The 14059-nt window shown below is 41.8% G+C and carries 10 protein-coding genes; 5 read left to right on the top strand and 5 right to left on the bottom strand.

Going from position 1 to position 14059, the window contains the following annotated elements; genetic code table 11:
- Positions 1-4 precede the first annotated feature (4 nt).
- The 3 genes from AC1MCB_RS06920 to AC1MCB_RS06910 all read right to left on the bottom strand — a co-directional run bounded on the left by AC1MCB_RS06920 (position 5) and on the right by AC1MCB_RS06910 (position 6054).
- Positions 5-1297 (bottom strand): sialidase family protein, encoded by a 1293-nt coding sequence (locus AC1MCB_RS06920; RefSeq protein ID WP_479968010.1) that lies wholly within the window; start codon positions 1295-1297, stop codon positions 5-7.
- A 7-nt stretch (positions 1298-1304) separates the two neighbouring features.
- Positions 1305-3683 (bottom strand): TonB-dependent receptor, encoded by a 2379-nt coding sequence (locus tag AC1MCB_RS06915; RefSeq protein WP_479968009.1) that lies wholly within the window; start codon positions 3681-3683, stop codon positions 1305-1307.
- 634 nt (positions 3684-4317) lie between these two features.
- Entirely contained in the window at positions 4318-6054 is a 1737-nt protein-coding gene (locus AC1MCB_RS06910) for a phospho-sugar mutase (protein ID WP_479968008.1), read from the bottom strand.
- 237 nt (positions 6055-6291) lie between these two features.
- Between AC1MCB_RS06910 and AC1MCB_RS06905 the strand changes: the two genes are divergently transcribed.
- Genes AC1MCB_RS06905 through AC1MCB_RS06895 form a run of 3 tightly spaced genes read left to right on the top strand, consistent with a single transcriptional unit; the run spans position 6292 to position 10632 of the window.
- Positions 6292-7602 (top strand): aspartate kinase, encoded by a 1311-nt coding sequence (locus tag AC1MCB_RS06905; RefSeq protein WP_479968007.1) that lies wholly within the window; start codon positions 6292-6294, stop codon positions 7600-7602.
- 5 nt (positions 7603-7607) lie between these two features.
- Positions 7608-8795: a diaminopimelate decarboxylase gene (gene lysA / locus AC1MCB_RS06900; protein WP_479968006.1), complete on the top strand. Its 1188-nt coding sequence runs from the start codon at positions 7608-7610 to the stop codon at positions 8793-8795.
- A gap of 25 nt (positions 8796-8820) precedes the next feature.
- Positions 8821-10632 carry a MutS-related protein gene (locus AC1MCB_RS06895; protein WP_479968005.1) on the top strand — a complete coding sequence of 604 codons (1812 nt, stop codon included), beginning with the start codon at positions 8821-8823 and terminating at the stop codon, positions 10630-10632.
- A 71-nt stretch (positions 10633-10703) separates the two neighbouring features.
- On the opposite strand, the gene AC1MCB_RS06890 is transcribed toward AC1MCB_RS06895, so the two are convergent.
- Positions 10704-11996, bottom strand: coding sequence for a murein hydrolase activator EnvC family protein (locus AC1MCB_RS06890; RefSeq protein WP_479968004.1), 1293 nt, complete (start codon positions 11994-11996; stop codon positions 10704-10706).
- A 123-nt stretch (positions 11997-12119) separates the two neighbouring features.
- Here AC1MCB_RS06890 and AC1MCB_RS06885 point away from each other — a divergent pair, with 123 nt between their 5' ends.
- Positions 12120-12377 (top strand): hypothetical protein, encoded by a 258-nt coding sequence (locus AC1MCB_RS06885; RefSeq protein ID WP_479968003.1) that lies wholly within the window; start codon positions 12120-12122, stop codon positions 12375-12377.
- A gap of 68 nt (positions 12378-12445) precedes the next feature.
- Entirely contained in the window at positions 12446-12772 is a 327-nt protein-coding gene (locus AC1MCB_RS06880) for a DMT family transporter (RefSeq protein ID WP_479968002.1), read from the top strand.
- A gap of 59 nt (positions 12773-12831) precedes the next feature.
- Here AC1MCB_RS06880 and AC1MCB_RS06875 read toward each other — a convergent pair whose 3' ends face one another.
- Positions 12832-14049, bottom strand: coding sequence for an acyl-CoA dehydrogenase family protein (locus tag AC1MCB_RS06875; RefSeq protein ID WP_479968001.1), 1218 nt, complete (start codon positions 14047-14049; stop codon positions 12832-12834).
- Positions 14050-14059 lie beyond the last annotated feature (10 nt).

The following is a 14059-nucleotide window of genomic DNA, read 5'->3' as shown; positions in this document are numbered from 1 at the left end:
GTGTCTACTCATCCGTTTTAACTAAAGCATAATGAATCGCTGAAACGCTTTTATCTTCACTAACCCAGGCAACTAACACACCCTTGTCTATCTTGGTAAGAACCGCATGATTATCTACCTGATCGCCAGTAGTAAGATCGAGATTCTTTTGCTCTTTTCCATCTTTCAGTATTTTCAAAGAAATTTTAGCAGATGACGCTTTTTGGTGCTTCATCGTCATGTTATGCTGATGATTATTCGGAGTGGAAGCTGATTCAGGTTTCAAATCCTCTTCCCAGACCATAGCAATCCTTTTGTCGTCGATGCTAATCAATTGCGGATGGCGGGCTGATTTGCTTTGAAGTTCCCGTGGATCGAAGTCCGTTCCTGCACCTTTGTTCTTAGTAGAATATACACCTGATGAGTTTCCTGCTGTAAACCAAAGTGCGTAAATATCATTCCCGTTCCCGGCAAGCGAAGGACCTGTATGCGGACAACCATCAATAGCCCAATTATCATGACTAATGGTTTTGATTTTTTGAAAAGACTGACCGTTATCCTCCGAGACGGTGTAAGCCATATCACGTACTTGTTTGCCAAGCATTTTAACCGGAAACATGATACGTCGGTAAGCAATGTGCAGTTTGCCATCTTTAGCAGCCAGGAGCTCTGTGCGGCAGCATTCACAGGTACTGGTGTCTATACGCTTTTCATTCGCAAAACCTTTATTTGTCGATGTACTTGCAAAGAATAGCGCTGAGCCGGGATTTGCCTTTCCATAACGACCATCAAGCCATATCGCGCCAATCTCACCATTGTTCATACGCGCAAGGTCAAAATAACTGCGCCCGTAAGTATGGGCCGTGTCAGAATGCAGATATTGTTCCTTTGACCAGCTTCTACCCTCGTCAATTGATGAGCTGTATAGGATAGCCCCGGCAAACGGATTCTTTTGGTTTTCAAATTTACGTGTATAGACAGCTATGACTGTTCCGTCGGATTTGAAAGCGATCTTGTTCATACTTTCCGGAGAGGCTTTTGTTCCGGCTGAACCGATCACTATGGTGGATTTTCCAAAGTTATGGGTTGATGGATCGTAGATCGCGTATATTAATCTGTAGAGGGAGTCTTTAGCGCTTCGTTCCGTCCAGCACAGTACCGCATTACCTTGGTTGTCATTTGTTAAATAGACACTTGTTGCTTCTTTACTGGTAGTCTTAATTGACTTAACTACAATGGAATCTTGGACTTTCTGTTTACAGGAAGCGCTAATAAGAATTATAGTAACGGAGAGAATAAATATGTTTGATATTTTCATGGGATAGCTAGTTTTTTCCGGTAAAATTATATTGAATGCCGGTGGTAAAAGTGCGTGGTGCGGAGGGGGTATAGGTACTACGATCGGTTGTATTGTTGCCCCGGGTTGCCGAAGAAGCATACAGTTCGTTGCTTGCATTAAGTATATTGACAAATACTTCCAGAGCTTTGAATTGGTAGCCGGTTCGCAGGTTGATCACACTAACACCTTTAAATCCAAAAGCACCCTTGTCATTATATTTAATTGTATTGATTTGGTTTTGGTACCAGGAGCTAATGGCCTGCCACTCAAGACCAACACGCAAGCCTGTTACATAAGCGGGTTTGTAAACTAATTCGGTATTGGCAACCCATTTTGGTGCCTGTGGCATATCAAGACCATTAACGTTTTTAACAGCGTCGGCCTGGCGAGCGCTTAACGTGAATTCAACAAAACGATGAATAGCATTAGAGCCACCAAATCTAAAAGACCATTGACTATTTGGTTTATATGCTATAGAATACTCGATCCCTTTATGGAGCGTTTTTCCAGCGCTCTGGTAATCCAGGGAACCATCCGGCTGACGGATGTTGAGCAACTCATTTCTTCCATTCATTTTATAGATTGCCCAGTCAACATAAATTTTGTTGTTCAGAAATGCTGCCCAGCCACCCATCTCCATATTGGTAAATAGGGCGGGCTTAAGGTTGTAATAAAAAGGTTCATCACCTGGGTTAATGATTGTTTTTTTACGGAAGATAGCCGAAAGGCCCGGAGGAGAGAAACCCTTACTTAAATTGGCGTAAAAGCCTATGTCATTACCTAAATCAGCGGTAAGTCCAACTTTAGGTGTGAACTGACCATAGGATTTGCTTCCTGAAGTTCTGTCGAGATAGTTGTCATAGTTAAAAAACATACGATCATAGCGACCTGCCACCGACGCTTTTAGAAAATGAGCCGGGTGAAAATCAAACTGGCCATATAAAGCCGAGTTAAAAATGTTTGCCTGATAGCTAGTCAAAAGATCATCAGGCAGCTCGCGAATAATGGTGAATTTTTCTACAGATTTGTTGTCGGCTCTCAAATTAGCTTCGAGTTCTGTTTTATATGCATGATTTGTATTAGGCGACCGATCCGCTGAAGCTCCAAGTAATAAGTTTGAGTTAAACCAATTAAAATGCTGACTATGCTGGGCAATTAGTCCAAGGCTGTTGAAACTGTTTTCATTGATCTCTCCTGAGGCCCTGGTTGTGCCCTGAATCCACCGGATGGAGTAGGAAGGATTTTGTCCAACAGAATTATTTCTATAATATGTCGTGATCTCTGAGCGCGCACCCGGGTTCCAGTTGTGGGTAAGTTTAGCACTGGCTCTTGCTGCATCAACTTTTCGGTAAGTGAAATCATTATTACTTGAATATTTACGCTGGTAATAAGCCAGGCTATCGACACTCCCACCGGTCTGCGAAAAGTAATTGTTAACGGACAGACTTCCTGTAAGGTCGGTTTTTGGAGACAGATGATAGTCGGTTCGGACATTTAACGAAAACTTATTGTAATCACTCCGGGTTTGCCAGCTGTCATTCTGCCCGGCGACGAATCCGCCAATAAAGACTCCAACCTTTTTATTCAGGTAAGCGCCTGCGCCCCACTGAACTCTTCGATATCCATAGTTGTCTGTTTGTACACCCACCCTGGCTGTAGGTACAGCAGTAGGTTTCTGGGTGATGAAATTCATAGTCCCGCCAACAGCATCAGCACCGTATAAAGATGAGGCCGGACCTTTTATAACTTCCACATTACTGAGGGCGAAAATATTGGTTTCGATCAGCGCATTATGATTAAATATGCCTAGTGGTCGCATCGGAATGCCATCTTCCAGATATAAGAAATAAGCCGAGGTACCAAAAGGTTGCCGGATTCCCATGCCATGTTGCTCATTATTATAATTCAGCATCACCACCCCGGGAACTTTATTAATCAATTCAACCAAAAGGTTAGCTTTCGTATCGGTTATCTGGCCTGCAGTTATTTTACTGATGGCAACCGGAGCTTCGGTTCGAAGACCGGCTTCGCGGTTAGCAGTAATTACCACGGTTTCCAAACCTTCCGCTTTCTGTTGAAGGGCTATAGTAAATGGCTGATTATTGGTTACTCTGATCGTTTGAGATTCAAATCCTACAAAGGAAACCAGCAATTGAGGGGTCGGTAAGCTGCTGTGCAGGGAAAATACTCCGTTTTCTGCAGTGCTTGTTTTATTCGATGAAGCGAGTTCAATAATAGTAACTCCCTTTAAGGGTTCTTTAGTTTCGGCGTCAAAGACCTTCCCTCTAATTAGGGAAGTGGTTTGCGCCTGTATTCTGAAAGTTACGGCAACCAGTAACAATAATACAAATAGTTTTTTGTTCATTATTTCTTCGAAATAAGTGTACGAGCAAACTTTGAACAAGGGAGCACGAAATGTATAGGCTCGCCCAGTTCAAGGCGTTTTAAAAAATAAAAGGCGTTTGACCATTAAGTGCGGATCACATAGAGGTGGCTCCTTAAGTAAATGGCAAAAAGAAGAAATAATCAGGCCTGTGGAGGGTGAAAAATTGCGTTAGAATTCACTGAAACATTCCATTGCTTATTAACAGGAAAATAAAGTGCTGTTTGCCGGAAGAATGACTTGAAACTCAAATCAGTTATGAGAAACTGATCGGAAAAGAAACGTTTTGAGTTTGATTGTTCTGATTTCTGCTCTGATTTTTCAGCTTGTTTAATCTTTTTTTTCAGATAGCATTTACCATTACACTGCAATTGAGGTTTTGCAATATTTTCGCAAAGTGTGGTAGCAATATAATTTTTATTAAGCTCGTAACCCGCATAGAAGTAGAGCCTGGTAAACCCGCTGGAAAGGGTTAACAGGATCAGTAAAAAACTAATTGGCTTCTGTAACATATCTTCATACAAAGATAATCCTTGAGCGCTTTTAAATAGAGAAGATTTGACACTTTTAAATATGATGGGAATCACTTTTAGCATCAAATCTTCACTAACATTATTTAGACAGCCAGATCTTCAATAATGGTTTTTACCTTATCATCAAGCTGCTTATCAACTTCCGCAAAAAGAGAAACATCAGGCAGATCAGCCTTTACACTGCAGTAGAATTTTATCTTCGGCTCAGTCCCTGAGGGACGTGCTGAAATAATGCTACCGTCTTCAGTGATAAACTGCAGAACATCTGATTTTGGATAGTCAAGTTCTTTGGATGTACCGCTGGCAGGATCCGTTTCTAATCTCCGCTCATAATCTTTTAGTGAAATTACCTGGGAACCTCCAAGTGTTTGAGGAGGCGCATTGCGGAAACGCTCCATCATTGCTTTAATTTCTTCAGCTCCGCTTTTGCCTGTTTTAGTAATCGATACAAGTTTCTCTTTGTAGAATCCATACTCCTTATACATGTTCAGCATAGCATTATAGAGGCTGCTTCCCTGATCTTTGTAAAAGGCTGTCATTTCTGCGATGAAAGCACTTGCTACTACTGCATCTTTATCACGTACATGATCACCTACAAGGTATCCGTAACTTTCTTCACCACCTGCAATGAACGTTTTTTTGCCCTCAAGTGCTGTCATGATCGCAGCAATCCATTTAAAACCGGTAAGCGTGTTATAACAAAACACATTTTTAGCTTTCGCAATTTCATCGATCAGATTTGTAGTTACAATTGTCGATACAATGTATTCGTTGCCGGTCAACTTACCTTTTTGTTCCCATGCGGTTAGCATATAGTTGATCAGCAAACTGCCGGTTTGATTACCGTTTAACAAAATGAATTCACCATCATTGTTTTTAATCGCTATGCCGACACGGTCAGCATCGGGGTCGGTAGCTAACACCAGGTCAGCATCAATCTGACGTGCTTTGGCGAGCGCCAGGGTTAATGCTTCTTTCTCTTCCGGATTAGGATATATTACAGTGGGGAAATTTCCATCCGGTTTAACCTGCTCTTCGACGAGGTTAATGTTTGTAAATCCAAATTTTTCCAATGCTTGTGGCACCAGGGTAATTCCTGTTCCATGGATCGGAGAAAAAACGATCTTCAAGTCTCTCTGCCTTTGAATTGCTTCAGTTGAAACTGAAAACTCAACGATCTGATCCAGGTATAGTTTATCCATTTCTTCGCCAATTGATTCAATATTTTCAGGTATCGAATTGAAATTGACGTGATCAATACTGGTGATCTTTGAAACCTCATCCATCACGAGTTTATCATCAGGAGAAGTGAACTGACCGCCATCAGCACCGTAAGCCTTATAACCATTGTACTCTTTTGGGTTATGAGATGCGGTGAGCATGACGCCACTCCGGCATCCTAGCCGCCGGATGGCAAATGAAAGCAGGGGAGTAGGACGCAATTCCTTAAAGAAATATACTTTGAAACCGTTAGCCGAAAATACATCAGCAGTGATTTGAGCAAACAGCCTCGAATTGTTGCGACTATCATAAGCGACTGCCACTTTTATCTCTTCACCGGGATACTTATTTTTCAGGTAATTACTTAAACCCTGCGTGGCACTGCCAATTGTATATTTATTAATTCTGTTTGAACCAGGACCCATAATACCCCGCAGCCCGCCTGTACCAAACTCGAGGTCGCGGTAAAAAGAATCGGTTAACTCGGTATTTGCCCGATCGTTAAGTAATTCACGGATCAACCCCTTTGTGGTATCGTCATAATTGCCGTTTAGCCAGCTGTTTACTTTTTCTAAAACGGAAGGTTCTAATTCATTCATAAGGTTATGGTTGGGAAGATGTTAATTTAAGGTTTCAAATTGATTTCTGTCCGTTGCTGTAAATTCTTTTTGGCTTTGCAGCGCTGTATTATTCAAATAAAATTTTGTTTGTGCCTAAATTCCCTGCTTTTAACTAATTTTAGCGGCTTTGTAGATAGTTTAAACGAAATTTAATTGGTTGGTAATTATGTACAAGTATAAATATCATTAGCTGCAAAATAAAATTAACAATTAGAAATGCTCGTATTAAAATTCGGGGGCACCTCAGTAGGTAGTCCTGACAGAATAAAAGAACTCTTAAAAATTATCGATCCAGGCCAAAGGCAGATCGTGGTGCTGTCGGCGGTTTCGGGAACTACAAACAGCCTGGTTGAAATTTCTAAAGCTTTCCTGGAAAGCGATAAGCTAAAGGCTGCCCATCTGGTTAATACATTACACGATTCTTATAATCGATTTATCAAAGAATTGTTTTCAACTCCGCAAGGTTTAGAGAGCGCGCAGGACCTGATTGATTATCATTTTGGCCTGATATCATCGTTTGCAAATGAGCTTTTTACTCCTATTGAAGAGAAAGTTATTCTGGCGCAGGGGGAATTGATCTCAACGACTCTATATCACTTTTATCTTTCAGAGATTGGTATCAGTTCGAAGCTCTTGCCGGCTTTAGACTTTATGAGGATTGATGAAGATAATGAGCCGGATGTGGATTACATCGGTAAGAATCTTCAGCCTTTACTTGATCAAAATCCTGATGTTAAGCTATTTATTACTCAGGGGTTCATATGCCGCAACTCGTTTGGTGAGATCGACAATCTTCGGCGTGGGGGAAGTGACTATACTGCATCGCTTATTGGCGCCGCCATCAAAGCAGAAGAAGTTCAGATCTGGACGGATATTAATGGGATGCATAATAATGATCCAAGGATTGTTAAAGGCACTAAACCTGTCGCCAGGTTATCATTTGATGAAGCTGCCGAGCTAGCTTACTTCGGAGCAAAAATACTACATCCTCAAAGTGTTTTTCCGGCTCAGAAATACAAGATACCGGTACGGTTGTTAAATACTATGGATCCCGAGGCAGAGGGAACACTGATCAGTCATGATAGTGAACCAGGAAAGATCAAGTCGATAGCTGCGAAAGACGGCATTACCGCAATTAAGATCCAATCGAGCCGGATGTTGCTGGCCTATGGATTTATGAGACGCATTTTTGAAGTTTTCGAACGCTATAAGACTCCCATTGATATGATCACTACGTCTGAAGTGGCCGTATCGTTAACCATCGATGACACCCGTCATTTATCGGATATTATTAACGAATTAAACGGGTTTGGGACCGTTGAGGTTGATGCTGAGCAAACGATCATCTGCGTTGTCGGGGATTTCGGTGCTCATCGCCATGGTTATGCTTCACGAGTATTTGAGGCGCTTAAACATGTTCCGATCAGGATGATCTCTTACGGAGGCAGCAGCTACAATATTTCTCTTTTGCTTAATACGGCTGATAAAGTGGAGGCATTAAGATCTCTTCACAGCCGCCTATTTTAAATTACATGTTCGATCAGGATATCTTAAAGCGTTTTGAAGATATAGAGACGCCCTTTTACTATTACGACCTTATTTTACTTAACCAAACGCTCGACAGCTGTAAGCTTGCCGCTGACAAATATGGTTTTCATGTTCATTATGCTTTAAAAGCTAATTTCAACCCGGAGATCTTAAAAGCCATTAATCGTAATGGTTTTGGTGCGGACTGCGTTAGCGGAAATGAAGTCAAAAAAGCAATTGAAATTGGTTTTAGCCCGGAGAAAGTTGTTTTTGCAGGTGTCGGAAAGTCGGATAAAGAGATTAATGAGTCGCTTGACAACAATATATTTTGCTTCAATGTGGAATCTGTTGAAGAGCTTGAGGTAATTAACTCCCTGGCTGCTAAAAAGAATAAGCTCGCGAGAATCGCCCTTCGGATTAATCCGAACGTAGATGCCTATACCCACCAATATATTACCACAGGCTTGGAGGAGAATAAATTCGGGATTAATCAGTGGGAACTGCCGAATTGTGTAGAAGTTCTAAAGAAAACGAAAAGCCTGGAATTTGTTGGAATTCATTTTCATGTAGGTTCTCAAATAACAAATCTCGACGTATTTAAGAGCCTTTGTATAAAGGTGAATGAAATACATGAGTGGTTTTCTGAGCGGGGATTTATGTTAAAGATCTTAAATGTCGGGGGTGGTTTGGGTGTAGATTACCATCATCCGGACGTTCGTGCGATCGTAGATTTTGAAAAGTATTTTGAAATCTTTGATAAGTTTCTTGAGAGAAAGCCCGGACAGGAAATTCATTTTGAACTAGGCAGAGCTTTAGTTGCCAGTTGTGGCAGCCTGATAAGCAGGGTGTTATTTGTGAAAAATGGCCTAAAGAAAAACTTCGTTATTCTGGATGCGGGTATGACCGAGCTGATGCGCCCGGCTTTATATCAGGCGTATCACCACATTGAAAATCTAAGCACAGACCACCAGCAACTTACGCAATCCGAAGTTCTCAAAGATAAGCGCCTGACGTTAAAATATGATGTGGTAGGTCCAATTTGCGAAAGCACCGATTGTTTTGGAAAAGAAGTTGATCTGCCTTTAACCAGACGAGGAGACCTGGTGGCCATACGAACGGCTGGGGCATATGGAGAAGTAATGTCTTCGGGATACAATCTTCGTGAGAGGGTTCGGTCGGTCTATTCGGACTGATCAGGTAATATACACCCCTAAAGAAATGATTCAAAAAATTATCAAAAGTTACCAGGATAACATAGCGGTCGCTGAGCTGGAGATAAAAAAGGCGGATAAATTAATCAACATTTATTCTTTTTTACGCCTTTGTGTGATAGCATTAGGCTTTATTCTGATCTACCAATCTCTCAAATTTGAGTTGATCTGGGTTACTGAACTCGTTTTTTTTGCAGTGGTTATTTTTTTCGCCTGGCTTGTCAGCAAACAGAGCCGGTTTGAGAAAAATATGCAGTTTCATAAAGACCTAAGGACCGTCAATGAAAATGAAATCCAAAGCATCCATACTTATAATAACATCTATTCCAATGGTTCTAAATGGCAGAATGATGGCCATGTTTATACATCCGATCTTGACATATTCGGTACAGGTTCTTTATTTCAGTTAATAAATCGCTGTGCTACCATAATTGGAAATGCTAAGCTGGCGGATTGGCTACTACACCCTTCAGAGGGTCCGGCAATTAAAAAAAGACAGGAAGCAGTTTCAGAACTTGCTGGAAAGTCTGCCTGGAAACTGGAATTTCAAGCCCGGTTGTTATTTGCAAACAAGCCGGGTGTAGATCACATCGGGAGCCTGCTCCAATACCTTGACTTAGAGCCGCAGACGATATCAAATGGTTTAACCATCTATGTGAGGATCATTGGCTGGATCTTTATTCCATTAGTTGTGGTTTCAATATTTGTTCCGGTGCTTTGGCTCGCAGTGATTGTACTGGCGATTGTCAATCTTTTCATTATTCAAATGACCTCGCCGGTCACTGAAAGAACGGAATTGTTGATTTCAAAAGCCGGAGTCACCCTTTCTGGATATTCGGATTCATTTCAGCTGATCGAGAAAGAGACCTGGACATCAGGCTTGTGTCAACTGTATGCCGAACGATTACGGGGAGCTGAAGGTAAAGGCATCTCGAGCCAGGTTAAACGTTTGTTTGTTTTAACTAACCGGATGAATTTAGGTTCAGTGCCTTTAGTTGGCTTCGTCGTTAAAGTTTCAATGCTATGGAATATTCGCCAGTTTTTGGCAATCGAAGAATGGAAACGGAATAACAGTCAAAATATCGCGGCTTCTTTCGAGGTGATTGCGGATTTTGAAGCACTGTACAGTCTGGCAAGTTTAAAGATCAATCATGATGAGTATCACTTTCCGGAAATTACTGCTGATGAATTTTATACCTTAACCGCCTCCGCTGTCGGGCATCCGCTTATCCCGGTTAAAGTCAGGGTTTTAAATGATTACTCTTTACTTAATGAACTGAAGATCGATATAATTACCGGATCAAATATGGCTGGTAAATCAACGTTTTTGAGAACATTGGGAATAAATACCGTGCTGGCTTTATGTGGTGCACCTGTTTGTGCTGCCGCCATGCAGGTAACGCCTATGACGGTATTCAGCTACATGCGCATACGTGATTCTTTGAATGAAAACACATCAACTTTTAAGGCAGAATTAGATCGCTTAGCGCTCTTACTGCAAGTTCTGAGCAAGGAAGGTAAGGTGTTTTTCTTAATTGATGAGATGCTGAGGGGAACCAATTCAATAGATAAATACAAAGGTTCTAAAGCGGTAATCGAGAAATTGATTGCCGAAAAAGCCGTTGGGATTGTGGCTACTCATGATCTGCAGATAGCGCACCTGGAGAAAGACTATCCAGAGTACGTCCGCAACTTCTACTTCGATATATGGGTGCAGGACCAGGAGATGCAATTCGATTATAAATTAAAGGTAGGAGAGTGCAAAACCTTTAATGCAACTATGCTTTTAAATCAGTTGGGCATAGTCGTTAAGGACTAAACTTTCAGCGATTAGATTGAAAAGATATGAGAATTTCTTATCATCATCAGAAAAGAAAGTGTCTTCTTCCATCAACCGCCAACCCAGCTCGATGGATTAACGGGAGTTCCGCCTTTCCATATCTGAAACTGAAGCTCGGTTGTACCTTCTGAACCCTCTGTGGCTACAATTCCGATAGCTTGCCTGGTAGTAACTTTCTGGCCCTTAGAAACACTGGCGCTTTTTAGTTTCGAATAGATAGAAAAATATTCCCCATGTCTTAAGATGACGGTATAGGTATTTATAATAAATACTACGTTTGAAACTTCCCCATCGAAAACTGCATGCACCGCTGCACCCGGCGTGGCTTTAATGTTGATTCCAGGGTTGTAAACCGTTACATTCCCATACTTATGTGATCCAAAACTTTCTACTACAACGCCACTCACCGGCTTTGGAAAGCGTCCTCTGTTTCCGGCAAAGCTGCTTGAAAGCTTTGCATCAGCAGGACTTGATGCGAGGATGGACGTGCCTTTGGCCTCAGGCTTGGCAACGGGAGCTTTAACACTTGCTGCTTTTGCCTTTGCAGCAGCAACACGGGCTGCTTCTGCGGCGCGACGCTGTGCAGCCAGAATCTCTTTCCGGATAGCGGCTTTAATAGCACTGTTTAAAGCATTTGCTTGCCTCTGCTTTTTAGAGAGCTGAAGTTTTAGCTCTTTTTCCTGTTTGCTTAATTTATTTAGTTCCTCAGACTTGTTTTCCTTGTCCTTTCCGAGATCTTGTTTTTCGGCCTCCTGATCGTGAAGTAGAATAGTTTTTTCTTTCTTATTTCTATCGAGTTTGTTTATCTGAACCTTTAGGTTGCTTTGTGTATTCTGAATATATCCCGCCTGACGTTTTCTGTATGATGTGAATTGCTGAAGATATTTCAATCGCATGTAAGCCTGGTTGAAGTTTTGGGCAGCAAAAATAAACATGAGTTTATTGTACGAGTTCTTGTTCATTTGCGCAAACTGCAGCATCTTGGCATAGTCAGCCTTTAGCTTGCCTAGCTGGCCTTGAAGGCTGCGCACTTCGCTCGTATTGTCCTGTATCTTGCTTTCAAGAATCTTCACCTCAGAATTTATGGTGTTAATTTTCTCTTCCCTGAGGTTTATCTGAGCATTAATTAATTGAATCTGTTGTAAGGAAAGCTTTTTATTTTTATCAACCTTACTTCTGCTTCGTTTAAGGTTTTCAATTTCCCGGTTTAAAGTTTCTTTTCTTTTTTTGAGGGTCGCACTGCTCTGACTAAAAGTTTGATCGGAAATAAGGAGAAAGAGGAGTAACAGAGAAAAATTTTTAAAGGTCATAGACGGTGGATGCAGCGGCAAAACTATTAACATTAACCGAATAATAAAACGGTATTGAGATATAAAAATGCATTTTTGAAGTAAATTAGATAGCTTCAACTGATAATACGATTTTCAATAACCAGGCGTTCGGATGTAATGACAAGGCAGGAAAAAATGATTAATATATTCCGGAAGGCTGATGCCTTAACGTCTTTCAATGCGATTTTTCCATTGGAGCACGGAGTCGCGAAAGGACGCCTGTTTAATAATATGGTCAGGAATGGGGTGTTAGTAGCAATTCATGATGGTCGATATTACCTGAATGAAAACCGCGAGAAGGTCGTTCGGAAAAGACGTCAGGATTTAGTGGGAATTGTGCTGATGTTTGTAGCGATTATTGTATTAATTGCCGTCTTTTGGCAATCGATATAAGTGAAAGATCATTCTCTTATTCTTCGGGCAGGTTTTAATTTTCATTTTTCTGTTTTGTCGTCTATCTAATGAATTGGATCATATTAATAATTGCAGGTTTATTTGAAGTGGGTTTTGCTTCTTGCCTGGGGAAAGCAAAGGAGACTAGCGGGATGACAGCCACCTATTGGATGGGTGGGTTCTTTGTATGTCTTACGATCAGCATGTTCCTGCTCTATAAAGCAACACAGACGTTGCCTATCGGGACCGCCTATGCTGTTTGGACAGGTATTGGCGCTGTAGGGACCGTGCTAATTGGGATTTTCATCTTTAAAGAACCGGCTACTTTCTGGAGATTATTTTTTCTGACAACCCTGATTTCTTCTTTAATTGGATTAAAGGCTGTTTCAGCATAACCTATTAACCTAAAAGAGACACGCTAAGGGTGTCTCTTTTAGTAAAGGTTTCTTTTAAATTATTTAAAGGCATTTAGTCCGGTTACATCCATTCCTGTGATTAACAAATGGATGTCATGGGTTCCCTCATAAGTTACAACTGATTCCAGATTCATCATATGCCTCATGATCGGGAACTCGCCTGTTATGCCCATGCCGCCTAACATTTGGCGGGCGTCGCGAGCTATATTTAATGCCGTCTCCACACTATTCCGTTTAGCCATTGAGATCTGCGCAGGGGTTGCACGGTTCTCATTTTTAAGGACACCTAATCGCCATACAAGCAGCTGCGCCTTGGTTATTTCAGTAATCATCTCCGCAAGCTTCTTTTGTTGTAATTGAAATCCGCCGATAGGACGATCAAATTGCATTCTTTCCTTAGAATAACGCAGAGCCGTATCGTAGCAATCCATAGCCGCACCTAATGCGCCCCATGCAATGCCGTAGCGGGCCTGGTTTAAGCATCCCAGGGGACCTTTAAGGCCTTTAATAGTGGGGAACAGATTATCTTTTGGAACCTTAACGTTATCGAAGACCAACTCACCTGTTGCCGAAGCTCGTAAACTCCATTTATTATGTGTTTCCGGCGTCGAGAAACCTTCCATGCCGCGTTCAACGACAATTCCCCTGATATCTCCCTGGTCATCCTTCGCCCATACTACCGCGATGTCCGCAAAAGGGGAGTTGGATATCCACAGCTTGGCACCGTTCAGCAAGTAATGGTCCCCCTTATCTTTTATATTGGTTTCCATGCTGGAAGGATCTGAGCCGTGGTTTGGTTCGGTTAAACCAAAGCATCCCATATATTCGCCTGAGGCAAGCTTGGGGAGGTATTTACGCTTCTGTTCTTCAGATCCATATGCGAATATTGGATACATCACCAAAGAGCCTTGCACCGAGGCAGTGGAACGGATGCCAGAATCTCCACGCTCGACTTCCTGCATGATTAAACCGTAAGATATATAGTCAAGGCCCGCACCTCCGTATTCCGTTGGTATAGTAGGGCCGAAGGCTCCTATTTCTGCCAGGCCTTTTATAAGGTGTTTCGGGAATTTTGCCTGCTGGGCGAAGTCTTCGATAATTGGACTCACTTCTTTCTTAACCCAATCACGCACACTATCCCGAACAAGCTTGTGTTCATCGGTTAACAACTCATCAATCTGGTAATAATCCGGGGCTTCATACAAATCCTTTTTTAATGAGCGGCGGATTTCGTGTTCAGGTGTTAGGGTATGCATAAATTGTTGG

This window comes from Daejeonella sp. AP26, assembly GCF_056680515.1.
This window is presented reverse-complemented; position numbering and strand designations above follow the sequence as displayed.